Origin of the sequence: Kitasatospora setae KM-6054 (genome assembly GCF_000269985.1) — a bacterium.
GTDB classification, from domain to species: Bacteria; Actinomycetota; Actinomycetes; order Streptomycetales; family Streptomycetaceae; genus Kitasatospora; species Kitasatospora setae.
Map to the genome: position 1 here is coordinate 3864733 of NC_016109.1, position 24973 is coordinate 3889705.

General features: G+C 73.2%; 26 protein-coding genes. 13 read left to right on the forward strand and 13 right to left on the reverse strand.

Annotated features, from left to right (window positions below; all coding sequences use genetic code 11):
• The first annotated feature begins 63 nt into the window (after positions 1–63).
• Entirely contained in the window at positions 64–738 is a 675-nt protein-coding gene (gene phoU, locus KSE_RS17055) for a phosphate signaling complex protein PhoU (protein WP_014136567.1), read from the forward strand.
• Between the two features lie 195 nt (positions 739–933).
• Positions 934–1116 (forward strand): hypothetical protein, encoded by a 183-nt coding sequence (locus KSE_RS40075; protein ID WP_033258414.1) that lies wholly within the window; start codon positions 934–936, stop codon positions 1114–1116.
• A 138-nt stretch (positions 1117–1254) separates the two neighbouring features.
• On the opposite strand, the gene KSE_RS17060 is transcribed toward KSE_RS40075, so the two are convergent.
• Complete coding sequence (locus tag KSE_RS17060; protein ID WP_014136568.1) at positions 1255–1845, reverse strand: lytic polysaccharide monooxygenase auxiliary activity family 9 protein; 591 nt, start codon at positions 1843–1845, stop codon at positions 1255–1257.
• 295 nt (positions 1846–2140) lie between these two features.
• The gene (locus KSE_RS17065) at positions 2141–2899 is read right to left on the reverse strand and encodes a phosphoglyceromutase (RefSeq protein ID WP_014136569.1); all 759 of its coding nucleotides are present in this window, start codon (positions 2897–2899) and stop codon (positions 2141–2143) included.
• Positions 2900–3060: 161 nt separating this feature from the next.
• Between KSE_RS17065 and KSE_RS17070 the strand changes: the two genes are divergently transcribed.
• Positions 3061–4362 carry an MDR family MFS transporter gene (locus KSE_RS17070; protein WP_014136570.1) on the forward strand — a complete coding sequence of 434 codons (1302 nt, stop codon included), beginning with the start codon at positions 3061–3063 and terminating at the stop codon, positions 4360–4362.
• Positions 4363–4395: 33 nt separating this feature from the next.
• Here the strand turns inward: KSE_RS17070 and KSE_RS38540 are convergent, their stop codons facing one another.
• From KSE_RS38540 to mshA, 3 genes are all read right to left on the reverse strand, one after another.
• Positions 4396–4893 (reverse strand): SLATT domain-containing protein, encoded by a 498-nt coding sequence (locus KSE_RS38540; RefSeq protein WP_014136571.1) that lies wholly within the window; start codon positions 4891–4893, stop codon positions 4396–4398.
• A 31-nt stretch (positions 4894–4924) separates the two neighbouring features.
• The gene (locus tag KSE_RS17080; RefSeq protein WP_014136572.1) at positions 4925–5464 is read right to left on the reverse strand and encodes a type III secretion system chaperone family protein; all 540 of its coding nucleotides are present in this window, start codon (positions 5462–5464) and stop codon (positions 4925–4927) included.
• A 73-nt stretch (positions 5465–5537) separates the two neighbouring features.
• Positions 5538–6812 carry a D-inositol-3-phosphate glycosyltransferase gene (gene mshA / locus KSE_RS17085; protein WP_051055856.1) on the reverse strand — a complete coding sequence of 425 codons (1275 nt, stop codon included), beginning with the start codon at positions 6810–6812 and terminating at the stop codon, positions 5538–5540.
• 268 nt (positions 6813–7080) lie between these two features.
• Here mshA and KSE_RS17090 point away from each other — a divergent pair, with 268 nt between their 5' ends.
• The gene (locus tag KSE_RS17090) at positions 7081–7905 is read left to right on the forward strand and encodes a methyltransferase domain-containing protein (protein WP_051055858.1); all 825 of its coding nucleotides are present in this window, start codon (positions 7081–7083) and stop codon (positions 7903–7905) included.
• 253 nt (positions 7906–8158) lie between these two features.
• Here the strand turns inward: KSE_RS17090 and KSE_RS17095 are convergent, their stop codons facing one another.
• Positions 8159–8674, reverse strand: coding sequence for an O-acetyl-ADP-ribose deacetylase (locus tag KSE_RS17095; RefSeq protein WP_014136575.1), 516 nt, complete (start codon positions 8672–8674; stop codon positions 8159–8161).
• A gap of 227 nt (positions 8675–8901) precedes the next feature.
• On the opposite strand from KSE_RS17095, the gene KSE_RS17100 reads away from it, so the two are divergent.
• Positions 8902–10350, forward strand: a complete 1449-nt coding sequence (locus KSE_RS17100) for a PP2C family protein-serine/threonine phosphatase (RefSeq protein WP_014136576.1) — start codon at positions 8902–8904, stop codon at positions 10348–10350.
• 96 nt (positions 10351–10446) lie between these two features.
• On the opposite strand, the gene KSE_RS17105 is transcribed toward KSE_RS17100, so the two are convergent.
• The 4 genes from KSE_RS17105 to KSE_RS17120 form a co-directional block, all read right to left on the reverse strand.
• Positions 10447–10782, reverse strand: a complete 336-nt coding sequence (locus tag KSE_RS17105; RefSeq protein WP_014136577.1) for a DUF2516 family protein — start codon at positions 10780–10782, stop codon at positions 10447–10449.
• A gap of 102 nt (positions 10783–10884) precedes the next feature.
• Positions 10885–11445 carry a hypothetical protein gene (locus KSE_RS17110; RefSeq protein ID WP_014136578.1) on the reverse strand — a complete coding sequence of 187 codons (561 nt, stop codon included), beginning with the start codon at positions 11443–11445 and terminating at the stop codon, positions 10885–10887.
• A 100-nt stretch (positions 11446–11545) separates the two neighbouring features.
• Complete coding sequence (locus KSE_RS17115) at positions 11546–11932, reverse strand: helix-turn-helix domain-containing protein (RefSeq protein WP_014136579.1); 387 nt, start codon at positions 11930–11932, stop codon at positions 11546–11548.
• Positions 11933–12050: 118 nt separating this feature from the next.
• On the reverse strand, positions 12051–13079 hold the full coding sequence (locus KSE_RS17120; protein WP_014136580.1) for an aldo/keto reductase: 1029 nt from the start codon (positions 13077–13079) through the stop codon (positions 12051–12053).
• A gap of 104 nt (positions 13080–13183) precedes the next feature.
• Between KSE_RS17120 and KSE_RS17125 the strand changes: the two genes are divergently transcribed.
• The 3 genes from KSE_RS17125 to KSE_RS17135 all read left to right on the forward strand — a co-directional run bounded on the left by KSE_RS17125 (position 13184) and on the right by KSE_RS17135 (position 15835).
• Positions 13184–14125: an AraC family transcriptional regulator gene (locus KSE_RS17125; RefSeq protein WP_014136581.1), complete on the forward strand. Its 942-nt coding sequence runs from the start codon at positions 13184–13186 to the stop codon at positions 14123–14125.
• Between the two features lie 201 nt (positions 14126–14326).
• Positions 14327–14950, forward strand: coding sequence for an HAD-IA family hydrolase (locus KSE_RS17130; RefSeq protein ID WP_014136582.1), 624 nt, complete (start codon positions 14327–14329; stop codon positions 14948–14950).
• A gap of 54 nt (positions 14951–15004) precedes the next feature.
• Positions 15005–15835 carry an alpha/beta fold hydrolase gene (locus KSE_RS17135; protein ID WP_014136583.1) on the forward strand — a complete coding sequence of 277 codons (831 nt, stop codon included), beginning with the start codon at positions 15005–15007 and terminating at the stop codon, positions 15833–15835.
• A gap of 25 nt (positions 15836–15860) precedes the next feature.
• On the opposite strand, the gene KSE_RS17140 is transcribed toward KSE_RS17135, so the two are convergent.
• The gene (locus KSE_RS17140) at positions 15861–16058 is read right to left on the reverse strand and encodes a hypothetical protein (protein ID WP_014136584.1); all 198 of its coding nucleotides are present in this window, start codon (positions 16056–16058) and stop codon (positions 15861–15863) included.
• A 5-nt stretch (positions 16059–16063) separates the two neighbouring features.
• On the reverse strand, positions 16064–17389 hold the full coding sequence (locus tag KSE_RS17145) for a DEAD/DEAH box helicase (RefSeq protein ID WP_014136585.1): 1326 nt from the start codon (positions 17387–17389) through the stop codon (positions 16064–16066).
• Between the two features lie 110 nt (positions 17390–17499).
• On the opposite strand from KSE_RS17145, the gene KSE_RS17150 reads away from it, so the two are divergent.
• The 4 genes from KSE_RS17150 to KSE_RS17165 all read left to right on the forward strand — a co-directional run bounded on the left by KSE_RS17150 (position 17500) and on the right by KSE_RS17165 (position 23402).
• Complete coding sequence (locus KSE_RS17150) at positions 17500–18966, forward strand: site-specific integrase (protein ID WP_167544098.1); 1467 nt, start codon at positions 17500–17502, stop codon at positions 18964–18966.
• Entirely contained in the window at positions 18966–20714 is a 1749-nt protein-coding gene (locus tag KSE_RS17155; RefSeq protein ID WP_014136587.1) for a hypothetical protein, read from the forward strand. The genes KSE_RS17150 and KSE_RS17155 overlap by 1 nt, the downstream gene beginning before the upstream one ends.
• Positions 20715–20815: 101 nt before the next feature.
• A complete protein-coding gene (locus KSE_RS17160; RefSeq protein WP_148283109.1) occupies positions 20816–22885 on the forward strand; it encodes a site-specific integrase in 2070 nt (689 codons plus the stop codon).
• A 1-nt stretch (position 22886) separates the two neighbouring features.
• Positions 22887–23402 (forward strand): hypothetical protein, encoded by a 516-nt coding sequence (locus tag KSE_RS17165; protein WP_014136589.1) that lies wholly within the window; start codon positions 22887–22889, stop codon positions 23400–23402.
• 109 nt (positions 23403–23511) lie between these two features.
• On the opposite strand, the gene KSE_RS17170 is transcribed toward KSE_RS17165, so the two are convergent.
• Entirely contained in the window at positions 23512–23706 is a 195-nt protein-coding gene (locus KSE_RS17170) for a DUF3046 domain-containing protein (protein ID WP_014136590.1), read from the reverse strand.
• A 194-nt stretch (positions 23707–23900) separates the two neighbouring features.
• Between KSE_RS17170 and KSE_RS17175 the strand changes: the two genes are divergently transcribed.
• Positions 23901–24962 (forward strand): GIY-YIG nuclease family protein, encoded by a 1062-nt coding sequence (locus KSE_RS17175; RefSeq protein ID WP_014136591.1) that lies wholly within the window; start codon positions 23901–23903, stop codon positions 24960–24962.
• Positions 24963–24973: the final 11 nt, after the last annotated feature.

The window sequence follows — 24973 nt, forward strand, 5'->3', positions numbered from 1 at the left end:
GGACCGGGTCCGGGGCGTCCGGTCGGCACCGCCACCGACACCGGTACTGGAGGAGAAGAGCGCATGCGCGACGCGTACCACGAGGAACTCGACTCGATCAGCGACAGCCTGGTCGAGATGGCCCGCCTGGTCGGCTCCGCGATGGGACGGGCCACCACCGCCCTGCTGGACGCCGACCTGGCCCTGGCGGAGAGCGTGATCGCCGCCGACGAGAAGATCAACGGCCTGCACCACGACCTGGAGAACCGGGCCATCGACCTGCTGGCCCGCCAGCAGCCGGTCGCCACCGACCTGCGGATCGTGGTCACCTCGCTGCGGATGAGCGCCGACCTGGAGCGCTGCGGCGACCTGGCCCGGCACGTCGCCAAGGTCGCGCGGCTGCGCTACCCGGAGACCGCCGTCCCGAACGACCTGCACCCGATCGTGCTGGAGATGGGGCAGCTCGCCCAGCGCCTGGTCGCCAAGGCCGGCCTGGTGATCGCCACCAAGGACGTCGACAAGGCGCTGGAGCTGGAGGCGGACGACGACGCCATCGACGCCCTGCACCGCGAGCTGTTCTCGCACCTGCTGGACGACCGCTGGCACCACGGCATCGAGACCGCGGTGGACGTCACCCTGGTCGGCCGCTACTACGAGCGCTTCGCCGACCACGCGGTCTCGGTCGCCAAGCGCGTGGTGTACCTGGTCACCGGCGAGCACGTGGCCGACTTCGTGGCGACCGCGGAGTCGGCCGAGTAGGCGGCCGAGCAGACGGCCGACCGGTCGACGGAACGGCCGGCGGAGGTGGCCGGCGGAGGGCTCCAAGGGGCGCACGGCGCGTCAACCGGCAGCCCCCGCGCGCCCGTTGACGCACCGTCGACCGCCGGGTTTCACTCGGAGGAACGGGGTGGCTCCTCCGGGCTGCCCGGCTCCGCCCGGACGAGAGGCAGCGCGATGAAGACGACCGCCGGCACCCCGACCACTCCCCCGCCCGGCCCGGCCGCGCCGACCGCGGTGCGGCTGCTGCCCGTTCTCGCGGCGGGCTGCGGCTGCAGCCCGGGCTGCGGGTGCGGCTGCCAGTCGGGCGCGCCCTGCCAGTGCGGCGGCGTGACCGGGGGCTGCTGCGGCGGGCACTGACAGCGCGCCGCCCGGCCCGCGTACGCCCCGGCGGCCCCGGGCGCCCCGCGTGCCTCGCACTCTCCGCACTCTGCGCACGACCGGACGGCCGGGCGCCCCTCCCGCAGGGGTGCCCGGCCGTCCGCGCGCGTGCCGGCGTCAGGAGAAGTTGACGTCCATGCACTGGTAGAAGGCGTTGCCGGTGTCCGCGATGTCCCAGACCGCCAGGATCACCTGGTGGCCGGTCAGGCCGGTCGGCAGGGTCGCGGTGTGGCTGAGCGTGGCGGGGGGCTGCTTGCCGCCCAACGAGACGGTCAGGAACGGGGTCGGGTTCAGGTTCGACCTGGTGATCTTGGTGGTGGCGTCGTAGCCCGGCTTCGTGATGAAGTACCGGAACGAGGTGGTGGCGTGCCGCGCCTCGATGCTCCAGGTCAGCGTCAGCTGCTGCCCGGCGGTCACCTTGGTGGCCGGCCAGGCCCCGGCGCGCGGGTTGTCGAGCGGCGCCCAGCGGGCGTCGCCGCCGGCGCACAGCGTGCCGTCGGCCGGGCCGCGGGTCGGGAAGCCCTTCGGGCCCTCGACGCTCTGCGGCTCCCACTGGATGTCGCCGCAGTTCTTGACCACGCCGGCCCCGCACAGCCCCGCCCGGCTGGGCGGCGTCGTGATGTACCCGTGCGAGCTGGCCGGGATGGCGGTCGCCAGGACCGCCGAGGCGGCGGCGAAGCCGACCGCCAGGATGTTGCGCTTGCGCATGGTGCTCCTCCGTGGGGGTGGATGGAGTACACGAGCGCGGGCACGCGGATGGGGCCGCGTGGGGGGCGACCAAGATTGTCATGCCCGCGTCGACAGTGCTCCCACGCTAGAAGCCACCGCCGCCCGGCGTCAATGGTCTGAACCATTCTTACCCCTGAACCAACCTTTGCCACCCGTGAGTTGACACTCCGTCCGACCGGCGGCGCCATCCGCGGCGGAGAACGGAACAGCCCCCTGGGCCGGGGCGTCGTTGCGCCGGGCAGGGGGCTGAGAGGTGGGTGAGGGCGTGCGGGTGCTACTTCTTGCCCTGGTTCTTCACGGCCTCGATGGCGGCCGCGGCGGCGTCGGGGTCGAGGTAGCGGCCGCCGGCGGCGAGCGGCTTGAAGTCGGCGTCGAGCTCGTAGACGAGCGGGATGCCGGTGGGGATGTTGAGGCCGGCGATGGCCTCGTCGGAGATGCCGTCCAGGTGCTTGACCAGGGCGCGCAGGCTGTTGCCGTGGGCGGTGACCAGGACGGTGTTGCCCGCCGCGAGGTCCGGCACGATGGCGTCGTACCAGTACGGGAGCATCCGCTCGACGACGTCCTTGAGGCACTCGGTGTTCGGGCGCAGCTCGGACGGGATCTCGGCGTAGCGGGCGTCGCCGGCCTGCGAGTACTCGGCGTCGTCGGCCAGGGCCGGCGGCGGGGTGTCGTAGGAGCGGCGCCAGAGCTGGAACTGCTCCTCGCCGAACTCGGCGAGGGTCTGGGCCTTGTCCTTGCCCTGGAGGGCGCCGTAGTGGCGCTCGTTCAGGCGCCAGCTGCGGCGGACCGGGATCCAGTGCCGGTCGGCCTTGTCGAGGGCGATCTGCGAGGTGCGGATCGCGCGGCGCAGCAGCGAGGTGTGCAGCACGTCCGGCAGCAGGCCCTCGGCCAGCAGGAGTTCGCCGCCGCGGGCGGCCTCCTTCTCGCCCTTCTCGTTGAGGTCGACGTCGACCCAACCGGTGAACAGGTTCTTCTGGTTCCACTGGCTCTCGCCGTGGCGGAGCAGGATCAAGCGATAGGTCGTGTCAGCCATGGGGCCAAGCCTAGTGGAGGGGTTCATCCGATCGCTTGGCCGTCCCTTTCGCATGTAATGTTCGCTCATCGGTTTCGACTCTTACCGTTCCACCCGCCCCGCGGGCGGCCGCCCCACCCTGCCCGCGGCCGCCGGACCGGGCCGTACCACCCGGAGCCCCCATGCCCCCGCTCGCCCGTCTGACCGCCGAAGCACGCCGAGCGGGCGGCGGGCTGCCCCGCCAGTTCTGGTGGCTGTGGACGTCCACCCTGGTGAACCGCCTCGGCGGCTTCGTCGTCACCTTCCTGGCGATGTACCTGACCCAGCAGCGCGGCTACTCCGCGGCGTACGCGGGCTTGGTCGCCTCGCTGTTCGGGCTCGGCTCGGCGGTGGCCGCGGTCGGCGCGGGCGTGCTGACCGACCGGCTGGGGCGGCGGCCGACGCTGCTGGCGGCGCAGCTGTCCACGGCGCTGTTCACCGCGCTGCTCGGGTTCGCCGACGGGCCGGCGGCGATCGCCGCAGTGGCGTTCCTGGTCGGCCTGGCGAGCAACGCGTCCCGTCCGGCGGTGAGCGCGATGATCGCCGACCTGGTGCCGGCCGCCGACCGGGTGCGGGCGTACGCGCTGAACTACTGGGCGATCAACATCGGCTTCGGCGCGTCCGCCGCGGTGGCCGGGCTGATCGCCGTGCACGGCTACCTGACGCTGTTCCTGTTGGACGCGGCGACCACGCTGCTCTGCGCGGTGGTGGTGTTCGTGAAGGTCCCGGAGACCCGGCCGGACGCCGCCCCGGACGCCGCCCCGGCGGCCGCCGCCGGGCGGGAGCCGCGGGTCGGGCTGGGCACGGTGTTCCGGGACGGGCCGTTCATGGCCGTGGTCGCGGTGAACCTGCTGCTGGCGCTGGTCGTCCAGCAGGGCTCCACCACGCTGCCGGTGGACATGGGCGCGCACGGGCTCTCGACCACCGAGTTCGGCCTGGTGATCAGCCTGAACGGGGCGCTGATCGTGCTGCTGCAGCTCCCGCTGACCCGGCTGATGGAGAACCGCGACCGCACCGCCCTGCTGGTGGCCGGCGCGCTGCTGACCGGCTGGGGCTTCGGCCTGACCGCGCTGGCCGGCTCGTCCGCCGCGCTGTACGCGCTGGCGGTCGCGGTCTGGACGGTCGGCGAGATCGTCACCGCGCCGACCATGATGGCGCTGGTCGCCGAGCACTCCCCCGCCCGGGCCCGCGGCCGCTACCAGGGGGTCTACTCGCTCTCCTGGTCGCTGGCCTCGTTCGCCGGCCCGCTCGGCGGCGGCCTGCTGCTGCAGTACGCGGGCAGCTGGGCGCTGTGGGGCGGCTGCGCGGCGGCGGGCACGCTGGCCGCGGCCGCCTTCGTCCGGATCGGCCGCCGCCCGGCCCGCCCGGAGCCGGTCCCGGCGGTCCCGGCGGGGTCGGCCGGGTCGGCGGCGGCCGTCCGGGCGGCGGAGGGGATCGCGGGCTAGCGGTGCGGGGCGCGACGCACGGCGCGGGGCCGGTCAGCCCGCGCCGCCGCCGACCTCGCTCTGCCGCAGCCGGACCCAGGAGTCGTGGTCGTCCTCCAGGATCGCCTGGTACTCGTCGATCAGCGGCGCCAGCCGGGAGGGCTCCGGCACCGCGTCGCCGGCCTCGGCCCTGAGCAGGCCGAGTCGGCGGCGCAGCGAGGTCAGCCGGTGCACGGTGTCGGAGCGCTGGATCCACAGCGTGCGGTAGCCGAAGAACGCGGCCCAGGCCGCGAGCACGGTCACCAGCGCGCCGGCGACCAGGGCGGCGTCCGCCAGCCGGTCGGCGGCGGGTTCGCCGACCTTCAGTCCGAGCAGCACGGTGACCAGCGCGGACAGGCTGACGGTGGCCAGTTGCAGGGTGAGCGCGCGGCGCCGGTCCCAGTCGCGGCGGCGGCGGCGCTCCTTCAGCTCGGCCGCGAGCTCGGTCTCCAGCCAGGCCGACTTCCGCTGCGCGGCGGCGGATTCGGCGGATCCGCGGTGTTCGGTGTCCATGGTTCCCTCCCCGGCCGGGAGGATACCGGGCTCAGCCCGCGGCGGGAGGGGTTCCGGGCGTGGTCCCGGGCGGGGTCTCGCTCACCAGGTGCGCGAACGCGGCCAGGTTGCGGGTCGACTCGCCGCGCTTGGTCCGCCACTCCCACTCGCGGCGGATCGCGGTCGCGAAGCCCAGCTCCAGCAGGGTGTCGAACGGCTCGTCCGCGTTCTCCAGCACGCTGCCCAGCAGCCGGTCCACCGCTCCCGGCGTCAGCGCCTCCAGCGGCAGCCGCCCGGCCAGGTAGACGTCGCCGAGCCGGTCCACCGCGTACGCGACCCCGAACATCCGGGTGTTGCGCTCCAGCAGCCAGCGGTGGAACGCCTCGTGGTTCTCGTCCGGCCGCCGGATCACGAACGCGTTCACCGACAGCGTGTGGTCGCCCACCCGCAGCGCGCACGCCGTGGAGAGCTTCCGCGTGCCGGGCAGCGCGGCCACCAGGGTGTACGGGTCGGCGGCGGCCGGCTCCCAGGCCACGCCGGCCTCGTCGAGCGCGGCGCGCAGCAGGGTCAGAGCGTCGTCCTTGGCGGCCATGCCCCCACGCTAGCCCCTCCGGGGCGGGCGGGGGCGGTGAGCAACCCGACACCGGGACGGGGCGGGCGGGGGCTCAGGCGCGGATGGCGGCCATCGCCCCCCGGTAGACCTCCGCGGTGGCGCCGGCCGCGGTGAGCCAGCCGAAGGCGGCGGCGTGGGCGGCGGCGGCGGCGCCGCGGACGGGGGTGAGGGCGGGGTCGGCGACGTAGGGGTGGAGGGCGCGGGCCCAGGCGTCCGGGTCGTGGCCGGGGACGAGGGTGCCGGTGCGGCCGTCCCGGACGGCGACCGGGAGGCCGCCGACGGCGGCGGCGACCACGGGGGTGCCGCAGGCCTGGGCCTCCAGGGCGACCAGGCCGAAGGACTCGCTGTGCGAGGGCATCACCAGGGCGGTGGCGGCGCGGTACCAGTCGGCGAGGCTGCGCTGGTCGACCGGCGGGTGGAAGCGGACCACGTCGCCGATGCCGAGCTGGGCGGCGAGCTTGTGCAGGCTCTCGGGCCGGGCCAGGCCGGTGCCGGACGGGCCGCCGACGATCGGGACGACGAGCCGCTCGCGCAGCCCGGGGTGCCGGTCGAGCAGCCGGGCGACGGCCTTGAGCAGGACGTCCGGCGCCTTGAGGGGCTGTATCCGGCCGGCGAACAGCAGCACCGCGGCGTCCTGCGGGAGGCCGAGGCGGGCGCGGGCGGCGGCCCGGCTGTCGGGACGGAAGACGTCGAGGTTGACGCCGGGGTGGACGACGGCCAGCTGGTCGGGGCGGGCCGCGTAGTGGTGGGCCAGCTCGGCGGCCTCCTCCGCGGTGTTGGCGATCAGCCGGTCGGCGGCGCCGACCACCTGGGTCTCGCCGATCACCCGGGCGGCGGGCTCGGGGGTGTCGCCCTCGGCCAGGGCGGCGTTCTTGACCTTGGCCATGGTGTGCATGGTGTGCACCAGCGGGACGCCCCAGCGCTCGGCGGCCAGCCAGCCGACCTGGCCGGACAGCCAGTAGTGCGAGTGCACCAGGTCGTAGTAGCCGGGGCGGTGGCCGGCCTCGGTGCGCAGCACGCCGTGCGTGAAGGCGCACAGCTGGGCGGGCAGGTCCTCCTTGAGCAGGCCCTCGTACGGGCCGGCGGTGACGTGCCGGACGAGGACGCCGGGGGCGAGCTCGACGGTGGGGGCGTCGTCCGAGCTGACGGCGCGGGTGAAGACCTCGACCTCGATGTCCAGGTCGGCGAGGCGCTTGGCCAGCTCCACGATGTACACGTTCATGCCGCCGGCGTCGCCGGTGCCGGGCTGGTGCAGCGGCGAGGTGTGGACGCTCAGCATCGCGATCCGGCGCGGTCGGCGGCCGGGCCCGGGGGGCGGCGGGGACAGCGGTGCGGGAGCGGCGGGAAGGGCCGTGGCGGCCGCGGCCCGGCGCGACTCCCGGCGGGGCGTGCGGACGAGGTGCTGGGTCACCTGCGGATGCCTCCCTGGGTGCCGGCCGTCCGGTGGTTCCGGTCTGGTCCGTTCGCGCCGCCGCCCGCGGCCGGCGGCTGCGGGCGGATGGCGTCAGGGAGGGGAACGGAACAGGAGCTTCCCTCTATTCCCGGTCGAGGGCGGCGGCATGGGGGCCATGTCCGGCTGCGTACGCTTGGTGACCATGGCAGCGAGCGACACGCCGTCGTCCCGGGGCCGGTCGGTCCGGCCGGTGGGGACGATCACCCGGGGCACCACCAACACCAACCGGCTGCGGCGGATGGACCGCTGGATCGCGTACACCGCGGGCCGGGCGCTGCGGGCGGCGGTCGAGCCGCCGGTCGCGGTCGACCTGGGGTACGGCGCGGCGCCGTGGACGGCGGTGGAGCTGTCGGCGCGGCTGCGGGCGGTGCGGGCGGACGTCCGGGTGGTCGGGATCGAGATCGACCCGGCCCGGGTGGCGGCGGCGCTGCCGATGGCCGAGCCGCCGCTGCTGGAGTTCCGCCGCGGCGGCTTCGAGGTGCCGCTGGACGGCGGGCGGCGGGCTCAGCTGATCCGGGCGGCGAACGTGCTGCGGCAGTACGACGAGGACCAGGTCGCCGAGGTGTGGGCCCGGCTGTGCGGGCGGCTGGCGCCGGACGGGCTGCTGGTGGAGGGCACCTGCGACGAGGTCGGCCGGCGGCACGTCTGGGTGGCGCTCGGCCCGGAGGGGCCGCGCACGGTGACCTTCGCGGCCCGGCTGGCCGGCCTGGAGCGGCCGTCCGACCTGGCCGAGCGGCTGCCGAAGGCGCTGATCCACCACAACGTGCCGGGGCGCCCGGTGCACTCCTTCCTGCGCGACTTCGACCGGGCCTGGGCGGCGGCCGCGCCGCTGGGCGCGTTCGGGGCCCGGCAGCGCTGGGCGGCGGCCTGCGCGGCGCTGGCCGCGGACTGGCCGCTGCGGGACGGGCCGGTCCGGCGGCGGCAGGGCGAGCTGACGGTGGACTGGGCCGCGCTGGCCCCGCGCTGAGCGGCGCGCCGTCCCCCGGACGGCCCCGCCCGTCCGCACATCCGTTCGGCCATTCACTCGAACGAGTTATCGAATTCCTCTGGCGTGTTGACGCTCCCTCAGGCCACCATGGAGCCGTTCGGAGGACGGTTTTCGGACGGCTGTTGGCGCGGCCGCCCGGGCACCCTCCCGTCCGCACGCCCCGACCACCACGGCAGCGAAGGCACCAACGGAACCAAGCGCACCAACAGCAACCGCACCAGCACGGGCGCGTTCAGCCCAGGGCCCGCTCGAAGGCCCGGTACGCGTCCGCGCCGAACAGCACGAACCGCACCTCGTCCAGGTCCGGGGCCGCTTCGGTCACGGCCGCCAGGGCGATCCGCGCGGCGTCCTCCAGCGGCCAGCCGAAGATTCCGGCCGAGATCGCAGGGAAGGCCACCGTCCGCGCCCCCAGTCCGACCGCGACCCGAAGGGACTCCCGATAGCAGGACGCCAGTAGCGCCGCGCGCTCCGGGTAGTCGTCCGCCCGGTACACCGGGCCGACGGTGTGCACCACCCAGCGGGCCGGCAGTCGCCCCGCCGTGGTCGCCACGGCCCGGCCGGTCGGCAGGCCCTTGCCGTAGTGCGAGGCGCGCAGCCGGCGGCACTCGGCCAGGATCTCCGGTCCGCCCCTGCGGTGGATCGCCCCGTCCACCCCGCCACCGCCCAACAGCGAGCCGTTCGCGGCGTTCACCACCGCGTCCACCCGCTGTTCCGTGATGTCACCCTGCACCAAAGTGATCTGCGTCACCGCGACACCCCTCCGGTCGATTCCGGTCCTCCGATGGCGAAAGCCTGCGGAAACCCTAGGCAAAGCCGCCACCAGACGCGTGGCAATAACCACATCGGCGCCGCCCGGTCGAAGAAATCCACGGAGATCACGTTATGGTCGCGGGAAGCCCCACGATGCCCGGTGCCGCCCGGGCACTGCGGACGGACACCAGCCGTTGGTCCGTCGGGGAAAGGAAGGACCGACCGATGCCCGCTACGGGAGACGGGCGGGCACCCGACGCGACCAGCAGCGCCGGTACCGCCGAACGCAGCCGCAGCCGCCGCGCCCACAGCGCACCGCGGCCCGGCCAGGGCGCCGCCCAGGCCGCCGGCCCGGCGCCGATACCGCATCCGCGCAGCACCCCGGCCGCCGCCGAACCCGCCCGGCCCGCCGCCGACTTCCGGGTCCTGGTGGTCGAGGCCGACGGCCCCGGGCACACCCTGTTCGACTCGCTCGCCGCCGAGTTGGGGCTACACGCCGAACTGCACCGGGTCGACGGCATCCGCGAGGCCCTGGCCGCGCTGCCCCCGCCGCCCGGCAGCGGCCGGCGCGGACAGCGCCCGCCCGACTTCCAGTGCGTCCTGCTCGACCTCGGCACGCCCGACGAGCCCTCCGGCGACCCGTCCGACGACTCCTCCGACGGGCTGGACGGGCTGCGCGAACTGCTGCTGCGCGCCCCGCACACCGCCGTCGTGGTGCTCACCGACGCCGCCGGGGCCGAACTCGGCGCTGCCGCGGTCGCCGCCGGCGCCCAGGACTTCCTGCTCCGGCAGGACACCGGCGGCCCGCTGCTGGCCCGCGCCCTGCGCTACGCGGTGGAGCGCAAGCGCGCCGACGAGTCGCAGCGCCGGCTGGTCGAGGCCGAGATCCGCGGCCAGGAGAACGCCCGGCTCCAGCGCCACCTGCTGCCCACCCCGCTGCTGGACGGCGCCGGCCTCGCCTTCACCCGCCGCTACCGGCCCGGCCGCCGCCGCGCCCTGCTCGGCGGCGACTTCTACGACGCCGTCCGCACCGAGGACGGCCGGGTGCACGTGGTGATCGGCGACGTCTGCGGCCACGGCCCCGACGAGGCCGCGCTCGGCGTCGCGCTGCGGATAGCGTGGCGCACCCTGGTGTTCGCCGGGCTGACCGGCCAGCACCTGCTCACCACCCTGCAGCACGTGCTGGAGCACGAGCGCCGCAGCGACGAGATCTTCGCGACCCTGTGCATGGTCGTGCTGGACGCCCCGGACGCGCAGGGCGGCCCCGAGTCCGCCGAGCTGTACCTCGCCGGGCACCCCGCGCCGCTGCTGCTCGCCCCCGACGGCCCGCCCGTCCTGCTCCCGCTCGACCAGGCCGGCCCCGCGCTCGGCCTGCTGCCCTGCGACGCGACGCACACGGCCTGGCCCGCGCTGCGGATCGACCTCTCCGCCGGCTGGCGGCTGCTGATGTACACCGACGGCCTGGTCGAGGGCAAGGTCGGCGCGGGCTCGCCGCGGCTGGGCCAGGAGGGCCTGATCGAGCTGATCGCCGACCACCAGGCCGCCGGGCTGACCCGCGGCCGGCTGGTCGACTCCGCGATCGCCGAGGTCGAGGAGCTGAACGGCGGCGCGCTCACCGACGACGTCGCGGTGCTGCTGCTGGAGCGCAACCCGCTGCCGGTCATCATGGGCTGAGCCGGCCGTCCGGGCCCTGCGGCCCGAACGCGGGAAGGGCGGCCCCCGGTGCTCCGGGGGCCGCCCTTCCGCTCGTGCTCCTCGTGGTCCTCGTGCTCACCAGGGGCCGTACGGGCCCTGGTTGCTCCGCCCGCCGCGGCCGCGGCCGTCGGTCAGCAGCTTGATCGCGGGGCGGACGTCCACCACGTAGACGATCGCGGCGACCAGGCCCGCCAGCGTCAGCAGGCCGGTGACCGGGTTGGCGCCGAAGACCAGGTCGCAGACCAGCGCCAGGGCCAGGATGATCACCCAGAAGCCCTTGGTCTTCTTGTCGGCGGCCCGGTACGCGTCCTCCCGCCGGAACACCGCGTCGCCGAGCGCGAACACCTTGAAGCAGATGATCGCCGTGGCGATCCACCAGAACGGGTTCAGGAGGTCGACGTACAGGATCAACCGGGGCTCCTCACTCTCTACTTCCATCCTGGCACGGACACCGCAGCAGTCAACGGCCCCCGTCGGCGCGGCGTTCCCGCACCGCCCGCACCGGCCTCCGGGTCACTCGGCCTTCGGCGCGGCGCTCTTCCGGGGCCGGGGCGCCTTCTTCGCGGCCGGCTTCGACCCGGCGGGCGCCTCGTCCACCGCGACCTCGGCGACCACGACCTCGGCGACCACGACCTCCTCGACGACCTCCGCCTCGTCCTCGGCGGCGGCCGGCCCGTCGGCGTCGGCCTTCGGGGCGGCCGAGGCGGCGTCGACCACGGTGCGGCCGCGGACCGCCAGTTCGTCGTAGACCTCCTTGGCCTTCACCGCGAACTCCAGCGCCCGGCCGACCTGCTGCATCGCGAACTCCTGCGCCTTGGCCTGGAGTTCCTTCACGTCGGTGGGCAGCGCGGTGACCGCCTCGGTGACCTTCGCCTGCGCCCCGGCCAGCGCGGTGCCCGCCTCCTGCAGCGCGGCGGCGGCCTTCTCCTGGGTGCCCTTGCGGTCCGCCGCGAGCGCCTCCAGCTGGGCCGGCACCTCGCGGAGCTTCTCGTACGCCAGGTCGCCGGCGCCGGCCAGCGCGTACAGCGGGGTCGGGTCGGTCAGGGTCTTCTTGAGCTCGTCGCTGATCGGCATGTCGGGTCCTCCCGGTCGGGGTGCCGCCGCGCGGTCGGGTCGTACCCGGCCTCGGTCACGCGGGTCTGTCTCGTTCTGGCCCGGTCGCCCGGGGTCTCGCTCACGCGGAGCCGCTCGGCCGCCCCGCCCGGTTCTCCCGGTTCTCCTGGTTCTCCTGCAGGAACGCCTCGTACACCGACAGCAGCGCCTGCTTCTGCCGCTCGCCGATCAGCGGATCGGCCAGGATCGCCGCGCGCAGCCCCGGCCCCTCCTCGCCCCGCTCCTCCAGGATCCCGGCCTGCACGTACAGCGTCTCCGCCGAGATCCGCAACGCCTTGGCGATCTGCTGGAGGATCTCCGCGCTGGGCTTGCGCAGCCCGCGCTCGATCTGGCTCAGGTACGGATTGGACACCCCGGCCACCTCGGCGAGCTGCCGCAGCGAGTACTGCGCGCTCCGCCGCTGCTCCCGGATGTACTCGCCGAGCGAGCCCACGTTCAGTGACGCCATGCGGGCAGTCTGCACCGGACCGCTTGCAATTGCAAGCAGACTGCTAGCATCGACGTCCGGCGCCGGGCGGGCCCGTGCGGCTGCGGCCCCGGACCGCAGCCGAGCCGTCGCGCCGTCGTCACGCCGCCGCGCGCTCGACCGGTGGCCGGCGCCGCAGTTCGCGCCGGCGGACGGCCGGGGGCTGGTAGGCCATGTCGAGCGTGCCGGCGTCCGTGCCGGGCGGCACGATGGCGTCGATCCGGTCCAGGACCTCGTCCGGGAGCGTGACGTCGGCGCCCGCGAGCAGATCGTCCAGGTGCGCCATGGTGCGCGGCCCGAGGAGCGCGGACGTGACGCCGGGGTGGGCGAGCACGAAACCCATCGCCAGGTGGGTCAGCGGCAGGCCCGCCTCTTCGGCGAGCGGGATGAGCTGCTCGACGACGTCGAGCCGCCGGTCGTCCTTGAGGTGCTGGAAGCCGTACTGCGAGCGGTGCGTCGCGGCCGGCCGGCCCTTGCGGTAGCGCCCGGTCAGCAGCCCGCCGCCGAGCGGCGACCAGACCAGCGTGCCCATGCCGAACTCCTGGGCCACCGGGAGCACTTCGCGCTCGATGCCCCGGTTGAGGATCGAGTACACCGGCTGCTCGGTGCGCGGCCGGGCCAGGCCGCGCCGCTCGGCGACCCAGTGGGCGCGCACCAGCTCGGAGGCCGGCATCGCCGACGTGCCGAAGGCGCGGATCTTGCCGGCCCGCTGCAGGTCGGTGAGGACCCCGAGCGTCTCCTCGATGTCGGTGTCGGGGTCCGGGCGGTGAATCTGGTAGAGGTCGATGTAGTCGGTGTCGAGGCGGCGCAGCGAGTCCTCCAGCGCACGCACCAGCCAACGCCGGGACGCGCCTTGGTGGTTGGGCTCGTCGCCCATCGGGTTCCCGGCCTTCGTCGCGAGCACGACGTCGGCCCGGCGGCCCTTCAGCGCGCGGCCGACGATCTCCTCCGACTCGCCGCGCGCGTACATGTCGGCCGTGTCGACGAGGTTGATGCCGGCGTCCAGGGCCCGGTGGATGATCCGGACGCAGTCGTCGTGGTCGGGGTTGCCGATGGCGCCGAACATCATGGCGCCCAGAGCGTAGGGGCTCACCTTGATCCCGGTCCTGCCGAGGCCGCGGTAACGCATGTTCTCTCCTGGGGTTCGTCATCGGGGTGCTGCCACCAGCCTGCCGAGGGGCGGACGGACTATGAATACTTGTGAGTCCCGTTTTTTTGCGCGAGAGTACGGCTGTGACTCCCGATCGACTCTCCGAAGCACTCGACCTGGTCGAAGTCCGCGGCGTCCTCACCGGCGGCATCGCGGCCCGCGGCGGATGGCGGGGCCGCGGACCGCTCGCCGACCCGGTCAAGTTCTTCGCCCTCGTCAGCGGTCGGGCCCGCCTCACCACCGACGGGATCGACGAACCGGTCGACCTCGTGGCGGGCGACGTGGCGATCCTCACCGGCCGCTCCTGGGTCGCCTTCGAGGCCGGCCCGGAACCCCGCCAGGAGGTGCAGCCGGAATCCGACTTCTCCACCGACCGCTTCGCCCGCTCCGACCGCGACGCCGACGACATCGTCATCGGCGGCTGCATCAACCTGAACGAAGCCGGCAGAACGCTCCTGCTGGAATCACTGCCGCCCCTGGCCCACATCAGGCCGACCGGTGCCGACGACCGGCTCCCCGCCGCCCTGCTCCGCCTGTTCGACGAGGCGACCGCGCAGCGCCTCGGCTCGGCCTTCGCGATCCGGCAGTACGGCCAGCTGTTCCTGCTGGAACTGCTGCGGTCCTACGTCGACCAGTGCGCCCTGCCCTCCGGCTGGCTCCGGCTGCTCGTCGACGAACGACTGCGCCCCGCCCTCGACCTGCTGCACGACCGCCCCGGCCGCGCCTGGGGACTGGAGGAGCTGGCGCGGGCCGCCGCGATGTCCCGGACGACCTTCGCCGAACGGTTCCGGGAGGCGGCCGGCGTGCCACCACTGACCTACCTGGGACGGTGGCGCATGCTGCTCGCCCAACGCGCGCTCCGGGACGGCGACGCCCGCGTCGCGGCACTCGCCGAGGAACTGGGCTACGGATCGGAGAGCGCCTTCAGCACGGCGTTCAAACGGGTCGTCGGCGAGTCGCCGCTGCGCTACCGGTCCCGCGTGCGACAGGACGCCACCGGCCGCGTCCGGATCGAGACGCCCTGACACGTCGGCCCGGCCCGGCTGACCGGGGCGTCGAACGGCTTCGCGATCTCGTCGGACACCAGGGGCAGGGGATTGCACGCCGTCGACACCGACTTCATGCACGTGACCGTGCTCGCCCCCTGCTCCCGGCCCGACAGCACGCCGAGCCCCTGAGCCCGTCCGGTAGCGTCGGCCGTCCACGGGCGAGGAGGGGGCGGGGAGATGGCGGCGGGACGGCGGGTCGGGGCGGTGCTGTGCGACCTGGACGGGGTGCTGCGGGTCTGGGGGGACTTGGCGGAGGTCGACCGGGTGCGGGGGCTGCCGCCGGGGACGGTGGGCGGGGCGGCGTTCCGGGCGGAGCGGTTGCTGCCCGCGGTGACGGGGCTGGTCAGTGACGAGGAGTGGCGGGCGGCGGTCGCGGCGGACCTGGTCGCGGTGTGCGGGTCGGCGGAGGCGGCGCGGGAGGCGGTGGCGGCCTGGGGCCGGCAGCCGTCGCAGGTGGACGCGGACGTGCTGGCGCTGGTCGCCGAGGTGCGGCGGGGCGGTGTCCCGGTGGTGCTGGTGTCCAACGGGACGACCCGGCTGGAGGCCGACCTGGCCGCGTGCGGGCTGGACGGCGCCGTGGACGCCGTCCTGAACACCGCCCGGTTCGGACACGCCAAGCCCGACCCCCGGGTGTACCTGGCGGCCGCCGGGCTGGCCGGCGTCCCGGTGGAGCGCTGCCTGTTCGTCGACGACTCGGCCGGGAACGTCGCCGCCGCGACGGCGCTCGGCATGCACGGCCACCACCACGACGGGGCGACCGGGCTGCGCGCGGCGCTCGACGGCCACGGGCTGCTGGGCTGAGCGCCCGGCGAAATCATCTGCCGGGCCCGGGCCCGGCGTGCCACCATCCGGTGCATGACGATCTTCCCCGGGTACGACGGCACCGCCCTGCACTACGAGCAACTGGGCGACGGCCCGGCCCTGTTGGCCGTCCCCGGCGGCCCCGGCATGGACGCCCGCTACCTCGGCACCCTCGGCGGGCTGGACGCGCGGCGGCGGCTGATCCGGTTCGACCCGCGGGGCTGCGGCCGGTCGGCGGCCCCGGCCGACCGGGCGAGCAGCGCGTTCGGTGCCCAGGCGGCCGACCTGGAGGCGCTCCGGGAGCACCTCGGGCTGGACGCCCTCGACCTGCTCGGGCACTCGGCGGGTGCGCTCACCGTCCAGCGGTACGCGGCCGAATTCCCGCACCGGGTACGGTCATTGGTGCTGGTCACACCGGTCGGCCGGGCCGCCCGGGAGCCGGACGCGGCGGAGCTCGCCGCGCTCAGGGCGGCCCGGTCGGCCGAGCCCTGGTACCCGGACGCGGCGGCGGCGGACGCGCTGCTGGCCGCCGGCCCGGGCTCGGACCCGGAGCTGGTCCGGCGGATCACCCCGTTCTTCTGGGGCAGTTGGAACGAGACGGCCCGCGCCGAGGCGTTCAATCCCGCGCTGGCACCGGCCGCGCCCTGGATGCGGGACGCGTTCTACGCGGGCTCCGGCGCCGGACGGCCGGTGCCGGCGTCGGTGCCGGTGCTGGTGGTGGCCGGCGAGCGGGACGGCATGATCGGCACCGCGCCCGCGCGGCTGGCCGCCGACCTGCACCCCGGCGCCCGGCTCGCCGTCCTGCCCGGGGTCGGCCACCGGCCGTGGGTGGAGCGGCCGGACGAGTTCGCCGAGCTGGTGGGCGGGTTCCTCGACCGGGCGTGACGCGGCGCCCCGCGCGGCGCCCTCCTTACTCCGCGAGGTGCCGGTAGAACGGGGCGAGGAGTGCCGCGAGGTCCGGAGGCAGCTCCGGAGGCAGCTCCGGAGGCGGCTCCGACCGCGGCCCGTCCTCGGCCGGGGCCTCGGGCGGGGTGTCGCGGAGGGTGAAGTCGCCCTGCCAGAAGGCGTCGAGGGCGCCATCGAGGGCAGCGTCGAGGGGCTGGTCCATGGCGGTCAGGGGCCTGTCGGGTCGGCGGAGAGGGTGAGGAGTTCGCGGAGCCGGTCGGTGGGGAGCCCGGTCAGCCACTGTTCGCCGGGGGCGACCACCGAGTCCGCCAGTTCGCGTTTGGTGTCGATGAGTTCGGCGATCCGTTCTTCGATGGTGCCGGTGCACACCAGCTTGCGGACCTGGACGTCGCGGTGCTGGCCGATCCGGTGGGCGCGGTCGGTGGCCTGGTCCTCGGTGGCGGGGTTCCACCAGCGGTCGAGGTGGACGACCTGGTTGGCGGCGGTGAGGTTGAGTCCGGTGCCGCCGGCCTTCAGGGAGAGCAGGAACACCCGTGGCCCGTCCGGGGATTGGAAGCTGTCGACGAGTTCCTGGCGGCGCGGCGCGCTGAGCCCGCCGTGCAGGTAGAGGACGGGGGTGTCGAGGCGGCGGCGCAGGTGGGGCTGGAGCAGGGCGCCGAACTCGGCGTACTGGGTGAAGACCAGCACCCGGTCGCCCTCCGCCAGGGCCTCCCGGAGCAGGGCGACCAGCCGTTCGACCTTGCCCGAGCGGCCGCCCAACGGGCTCCGGTCGCGCAGGAGTTGGGCGGGGTGGTTGCAGACCTGCTTGAGCCGGCCGAGGGCGGCCAGCACCGCGCCCTTGCGTTCGACGCCGCGGACGCCGCCGAGCCGGTCGAGCAGGTCGGCGACGACGGCCTGGTAGAGGCCGGCCTGTTCGGGGGTGAGGTCGCAGCGGACGGTGAACTCCCGCTTGGCGGGCAGCTGTCGGCCGATCTCGGGGTCGCTCTTGAGGCGGCGCAGCAGGAACGGCGCGGTGAGCCGCCGGAGGGCGGCCGCGACGTCCTGGTTGCCGGACTGCTCGACGGGGACGGCGTAGTGCTCGCGGAAGGACTCGGGGGTGCCGAACAGGCCGGGGTTGGCGAAGTCGAGGACGGTGTGGAGTTCGGCGAGGCGGTTCTCGACGGGGGTGCCGGTGAGGGCGATCCGGGGGCCGGAGCGCAGCGAGCGCAGGGCGCGGGACTGCCGGGCGGCGCGGTTCTTGACGTGCTGGGCCTCGTCGGCGACGATCCGGCGCCAGTGGACGGCGCGCAGCAGGGCGGCGTCGCGCTGGAGCACGCCGTAGGTGGTGACGACCAGGTCGGCGGCCGGGTCGGGGAGGGTGCGGTCGGGGCCGTGGTGGAGCTGGACGCGCAGCCGGGGGGTGAAGCGGGCGGCCTCCCGGCGCCAGTTGCCGACCAGTGAGGTGGGGCAGACCAGCAGGACGGGGCCGCGGGCGCCGCGGGCGTGTTCGAGGGCGAGCAGGGCCAGGGTCTGGACGGTCTTGCCGAGGCCCATGTCGTCGGTTGTCTCGACTTACTTGCAGTGTCGGATAGAGCGTCAGGTGTCGTCCTGTCGTGGTGTTTGCGAGCCGTCCAATGTCATGTCGGTTAGATAGGCTCGAAGCCATGGAACAAGAGTTCTATTCTTCGGCTGGCTGGGAATCTTGGGGCCTGGCCTTCAAGCCGGCGATCCCCGAGGGCATGCCGCTCGTCTTCGATGACGACCTGCTCTTCGAGGACGCTCGCGGCACTCGGGAAACCGTGGCGGTGAATCGGTGGGCCTGCGAGTTGCCCACGTCAGGGGTGCCGGCGGCCAATTCCTGGCCCACGTACGTGCGCGCGGTGCGTGAGTGGAAGGAGTTCGCCGCGCTGTACGGCGTGAGCCTGTTCGACACCAGGGTCCGCCTGAAACAGGTGCTCGGCGCCTACGCGGTCCACCGCTCGTCAGGCCCGGTCAAGTCTCTTTTCGCCGCGTCGACTTGGAACCAGGCCATGACGATCCTCGGGATCTTCTACAACTGGGCGATCAGCGAGGGCTACGCGACGGCGCTCCCGTTCACCTACAAGCAGGCTCAGCACGTGTTCAAGGAGCAGTCGACGACGATCCGGGTCAACCAGGCCCGGCGGCGCCAGCCCAAGGAACATGTGACGATCAAGTACCTGCTGGACGACTTCGCCGACCTGTTCACCAAGGGACTGGCGCGGCTGGAGCCCGACGGCTCGGAGGAGCGCGGCTACCGGGGCCGGGAGATCGCGCGGAACTCGGCGGTGGGCAAGTTCGTGCTGTCGTCCGGCCTGCGGTTGCAGGAGTTCTCGTACATGCTCGCGGTGGAGGTGCCGCCGCTGCCCCGGATCCGCACCGAAGTCCCGGTCGTCCTCCCGGTCCCGGAGGGGATCACCAAAGGCAGCAAGTACCGCGAGTCATTGGTCAGTTATGACGTGCTGGCGGAGGTGCACGGCTATCTGGGGCTGGAGCGGGCGCTGGCGGTGCAGGGCTCGACGTGGATGCCGCCTGCGCGCTGGGGCGAGCCGCTGATCGTGACCGAGGCCGACGCGTTCGGCGGCCGAGTCAACGGGACGAGGACGTCCTGGGCGGGCCTGAAGCCGTCACAGCGCCGGCGTCTGGTCGGTCCGGACGGCGGTTCGATGCTGCTCTCGGTCTGGGGCCCGGGGCGGCCTTTCACCGAGTGGTCCAAGGTGTTCGAGCGGACCGCCGACCGGCTCCGGGACCGCTACGAACCGCGCTTCCCGCACGTCTGGCCCCACCGACTTCGCCACACGATGGCCATGGCGACGATGAAACGCCTGGTCCAGGGCTACTACGAGCAGGCCGCCCGCCTCGTGCGGGAGACCGACGAGAACGCCGCGCTCGCCCTGTATCTGCGTACGACCGAACCGATTCTGGTCCTGCGCGACCTATTGGGGCACTCGAGTTCGATGACCACGGAAAAATACCTCCACCGGCTCGACACCACCCGCATCTTCAAGGAGCTCTACGAGCGGGTCGGCATGGAGGCCGGGCTGCTCGACGGGGCGTCCGACCGCGAGGCGGAGGACGAATTCGGAGAAGACATGGACGAGGTGTACTCCTGATGCCCGCCACCGTCATCCACGACGACCCGCCCGCCATCTCCGCGCAGTTCACCGACGGCAGCTCGTGCACGGTCCGCATCCGCGACTCCAAGAACCCGGCCCTGGCCCGGGAACTGCTCCTTGGCCTGGCGGATCTCGTCAAGCCGCACGGCGACCTGGACAGCACCGGCTCCGTGCAGGGCTACACGACCGCGATCCGCCACCTGTGCGACAAGCTGGCCGAGTTGGGCTTCACCGGCACTGCTGCCGAGCTGACCCGCGGCCGGCTCTCCGAGCACTGGCTGGGCACGGCCCACCCTGCCAACGAGCAGAAGGCGCGGGCGATGCTGCTGCGTCTGGACGATATCCACAGCGTATTGAAGCCGGATGTGCGCGGCCTGGTCGCCGGCCGCAGCTACAGCGCCCACCTGCGCGACAAGAAGCCGCTGCCGCCCTACAGCGAAGGAGAGTGGGCCCGGCTGACCGAGGCGTGCCAGCGGATCGTCAAGCTGGACTTCGGGCGGTTCAAGGACGCGATGGCGGCGGCCGGACGGGGCCGGGACCCGTACGAGGGCGGCTGGAGTGTCGACAACGTCCGCTGGGCGATGGCGACGTGGGGTCCGATCGAGGCCGCGCCGGTCGTCAGTTGGCGCCGGGACCATCCGTCGGGCCTGAGCGTGAACAGCTTCCCGTATCAGGCCGTCAAGGACACGGAGGTGCTCTTCCCGAACACGGGAACGATCATCGCCTACCGCGTGCTGTTGGGCATCTACAGCGGCATCGTGCCGGACGGGCTCGCCGACCTGGGGCTGGGCGATGTGGACTGGGCCGGTGACACGACGGTCCTGCTCGACTACGTCAAGGGCCGCACCGCGCCGGAGAGCCTGGTCCTGTCCCGTCGCGCGAGCCGCCTGCTGCAGCAGTGGCTGGAGCACTCCGCGCCGAGTCGGCGCTTCGCACCCCCCGACCTCAAGGACAAGCTGTGGGTGCGCCACACGTTCCCACTTCCCACTCGCTGGACGGCCCGCACCGAGGACTCCATGGTCCTCATCCGCTGGGCCCGCGGCGCCGGGCTGCTCGACGATCAGGGCCGCCCGTTGCAGATCCACCGGCACCGGATCCGTACCACGCACGGTGCGATGCGCGACCGGCGCACCTGGCGGGGCAGTCGGCGTTCCACCATCGACCCCAACCGCAGCCCACTGGTCGAGGGCGATCACTATCTCACCCTCGGTACCGAGGCCCAGCGCGAGATGGTCGACGACGTCATCGCCGACGCCCAGATGGACATGCTGCGTCGCGCCCAGCCACCGGTCGTCCTCACCGACGAGTCCATGGCCACGCTGGTGCGCGACTACCCCGAGCAGGTCGCGGCGCTGAACCTGACCGACGAGGTCCTGACCGAACTCCTCAGCGGGCAGCGGGACGTGTTCAGCGCCTCGTGCGCCGACCAGCTCTCGGGCCTGCACGGGCCCAAAGGCAAGCCCTGCCCGGCCCGGCCCTGGGTCTGCCTGGCCTGCCCGCTCGCCCTGTTCACGCCCCGGCACCTGCCGAACCTGATGCGGCTGCGGGCGTTCTTCTCCGCCATGTGGCAGGAGATGACCTCGGCCGAGTTCATGGCCGTCTTCGGCTTCTACTCCCAGCGCCTGGACTCCATTCTCACCCCCGGCGTCCACTTCAGCGCCGAGTCCCTGGCCAGGGCCGCCGCCCAGGTCGCCGACACCGACGAAGAACTGCCGCTGCGAGCGGAAGAACGGACCGTCCGATGACCATCACGGCCTTGCCCACCTCCCCCGGACCGGCCGCGCGGCCCTGCCCCTTCACCGGAGCCGATGTCTGCGAAGCGGCCCGGTTCACCGTGCCCAGCGGAGTGCCGCGCAGTGTCTTCGACGACGACATCTGGCACTTCACCGAGGTTCAGGGCCTGTCCCAGCAACACCCCGACTACGCAAAGCAGTTGGACTTCACCGGCATCCGCAACCCGCGCTGGCGGCTGATAGCCAAGGAGTACTTCTTCGCCAGGCTCGCCCCCTGGCACGAGCGCGTACGCGAGCTCGCCCACGCCTTCCGCACCCCGCTGGGCCTGGAAACCTGCTATCAGCGGATCCTGGACCTCACCGGCTGGCTGAACTGGCTCGACGAGCACAGGGTCCCCTCCCTGGAGGCGGTCACCCAGCAGCACTGCACGGCCTACTACCAGTGGTGCAGCGACATCCGGGACAAGGAGGGAGCGGTCGTGCGACCCAGCAGCGACTCCACCCGGGTCCATGTCGTCCTCGCCATCGTCGAACCGTTCTACTACAACGAGTTGTTCACCGCCGACGCCTACCGGCCCGGCTTCCTGCCCTGGGACGGTCGGACCGCCCACAGCATCGCCGGGAAGGTCGTCACCAAGAAGAACAAGACCCCGGCTCTGGACCAGAGCGTCGTGCAGCCGATGCTGGCGGCAGCTCTGTACGTCATCCAGACTCTCGGCCCCCACCTGCTGGCCCTGCCCCCGCGCGCCCTGGCCAAGGACGTGGAGCCCGGCCCGAGCCCGACCGACTGGCGCGAGCGGATCGAGGACGTGATCAGAGGCCACATCGAGGGCCGCGTGGCGCTGGAGGCCCTGCCCAGCTTCCGCATCGACATCCGCCTGGCCCGCAAGACCTGGTCGGCCGACGACCCACTGCTGGCGGTCAACCTCAACGCCATCGCCCAAGAGGCCGGCATCCGTACATTCCGCCCCCACTGGGTCACCCAGTTCCGGCCGCTGATCGAACACGCCCTCGGCCAGGTCGGCACCCAGGCCGGGTGGGGGCTGGACGCCGTCCTCGTCCCGCGAGCCGACGGCGCGGGCGAGGTCCCGTGGACCCTCCCGCTCACCCGCGCCCAGGACCTGGACTTCCTCATCGAGAAGGTCCGCACCGCCTGCCTACTGGTGATCGCCGCCGTCACGGGAATGCGTTCGAGCGAACTCATGGAACTGCCCGTCGACTGCGCGCTTCCCCTCATCCCGACCGGCCCCGGCCGGCTCCGCTACCGCCTGGCCAGCCGCCTGATCAAGGGCCAGCCGCGCGGCGGCAAACGCGAGGAATGGGTCACCGTCCAGGAACCCCACGACGCCGCGATCCTGTCCGCGGCCCTGCTCGGCCAGAACCACGGGCAGACGCACCTGTACGGCCGCGTCGGCTTCAACTCCCGCTACAAGAGCTTCCGTGACTGGGTCAACGGGCCCGAGGGGCAGCGGCTGGGCCTGGCCCCGATCCCCGAGACCCTGGTCAACCTGCGGCGGCTGCGGAGGACGTTAGCCGTCGAACTCGCCCACCGGCCAGGCGGGTTGCTCGCCGCCAAGATCCACCTCAAGCACGTGTCCGTGGCCACGACCGAAGGCTACGCGGCTCTGCCCGGCGGGGCCCAGGGCAAGTTCCTCGCCGAGATGGGCGAGGAGGAACAGCAGCGCAACAACGATCTCACGCTGGAGGTCTTCCGCGACTTCCAGCAGGGGCAGATGCCCGCCGGACCCGGCGCCAGGAGCCTGGTCGAGTTCTTCACCCACGTCGACGGCCAACTGGAAGAACTGGCCGGCGGCGCCCCGAACACCAAGGGAGGCGACCAGGAAGTGATCAACCTGCTGTCGAGGCGGGCGGCTACCCTGCACCTGGCCACGGCGAACTACTGCTGGTTCGTCGACCCGGCCAAGGCCCTGTGCCTGAAACTCGCCGGCAACCCGGGCGCGACGAAGCCCATGGCCGGCATGTGCGACTCCTCGCGCTGCCCGCAGGCCACCCACCACCTGTGCCACCGGCCGGTGTGGGCCTCCAGCGCCGAGACCAAGACGGTGTTCATCGGTTCCATCGGCCGAGGCCAGAAAGCCGAGAAGACCCGTCTGCAGGGCGAGTTGGAGCGCGACCTGCGCGTGCTGGCCGAGATCGACGCCGCCACCGGATCGGCGGCCTGACATGGGACGGATCACCGAGGAGACCCGCGCCCGCAACGAGGACGCTCTCCGCGCGGCGATGGACCGCCTCCTGCGCGGCGAGCTACCGCCAGGCGGCAAATGCGACCTCAAGACCCTGGCCGCCGAGGCCGGCGTCACCCGCACCGCCCTCTACCCCAAGAAGGACCGCGACGGCACCACCCGGCCCGGCCCCTACCAGCACCTCGCCGAGGAGTTCGAACGGCGCCTGAAAGCCCTTCAGGACGCCGGGACGGTGCCCGACCCGAGGGCGGCCCAGATCGAGCGGCTGAAGACCACCAACGCCGAGCTGAAGAAGCGCGTGACGGACCGGGACGCCGAGATCGAGAAGCTGACCGAGTTCAAGCAGCTCGCGCTGTCCCGCATCGCCGCCCAGCACCTGGAGATCGAGCGCCTACGGGAAGAACTGGCCGAACAGCCCGAACTGACCGGCCCGGTCGGCATCGTCGCGTCGCTGCCGACGCCTCGCGGCATCGCCCCGCACGGCTCCTGCAGCTGACCGGACCGTACGGCGGGCGGCCCCACACACACGCCCGCCGTGCGCGGCGCCCGCCCCAGTCCCACCCCTCGTCCCGAACGCGGGCATGGCCGCATCCGGAGCGGGGATCTCAGCGAAGCAGCGCCGAGATCCCCTGGGTGTCGCAGACCACCCGCCAGATGTTCTTGGTGTCCCAGCCAGCGTCCAGGGCCTGCCGGACCGTCCGTCCGCCCAGCTCGCTCATCACGTGGTCGCTGGCGAACGAATCGGCGTACGCCTCGCCGAAGTGCTCGTACATCCGTCGCCAGAACTCCTGCAGTTTCATGGCCCCAGTATCCCGTCCAGCAGCGCGGACCCCGCCGACGGCCGTGCCGCCCGGACCATTGCCATGATGGGCGGTCTCAGGGCAGGGGCCGCTGTGTGTCGGCGCTGGCCGGTATACCGGTTGCGCTGAGTGCGGCAGGGCCGCGTACAGCGACCCGCATCTGGGACAGAATCCACTCTCTCGGAAGGACGTCGTTGGCCACCCGTACACCGCCGCCTCAGCGCGACAGGCGCGCGAGCAAGCCCACCCACGGCATCGTCTACACCCTCACCGACCCGCGCGACGATGTGGTTCGCTACGTCGGCCAGACGGAGAAGGCCCTTCACGAGCGGCTGGCCGGGCACCTGCAGAACTCGACGAACGACGCCATGTGGGTGTGGCTACAGATCCTGAAGATGAACGGCCAGGCTCCGATCGCCACGATGATCAGGCGAGTTCCGCGCGAGGACCTGCTGGCCGCTGAAGGCGAGGAGATCGCTTACCACGCTCCTGAGGGCAATTTGCTGAACCATCCGTACGGCAGGTCGCACGTGGTGGCTCTCGGCGCGGAGTTGCACAACCTGCTGACACGATCCGATCCCGACGGCGAGGCTGGCCCCGGAACCGGCCCCGCCCCTGTGGTCATCACGATTCCGGCCCCGGCACCCAGCGGCGACCGGGACGACGAGGACGAGGACCGCGAACGGCAACCCCAGCAGCACGAGCACGAGCACCGCTATTACTTCTCGTTCCCCGGCCGCTCCCACCGGCACCGGCCCCTTCGTATTCTTCGGACCGGTCTGAGCTACCGCTGGGGCTGGGCCCGCAGTGTCCGCTTGAGGACCAGAAGGGCCTGGAGAAATGCCAAACGCAACCCGCTCGCTGCCGCTGCTGTGGCCGCCGTGGTGCTGGGCGTGCTGGTCAAAGTCGCTCTGACGGGCTTGCCGGAGAAGTTCGCACGCGCATGCTGGAGCCCGCTTGCCAGACATCTCCTCCCCGTCCTGGACACGGTCGACGCACCGGTGCGGTCCTACCTGAGCGAGCACGCGGCCGGGCTCCCGGTTGGTGTGGGGGTGCTCCGGGTGGTGTGGTGGTCAGCCGGCGCGGTGATCCTCTTCACGAACCTCCTGCGGGGCGTGTGGATGCGCCGCCTGGCCTGGGCCGCGTACGGATGCGCCACCACCGCGATGGTCTGGGCCGGCTCGATCTCCACCACCCAGCCGGTCGCCGCGGGCCTGGCGGGGCTGCTGTGGCTGCTGGGACTGGCCTTCGTCTGAACGACCTGGAA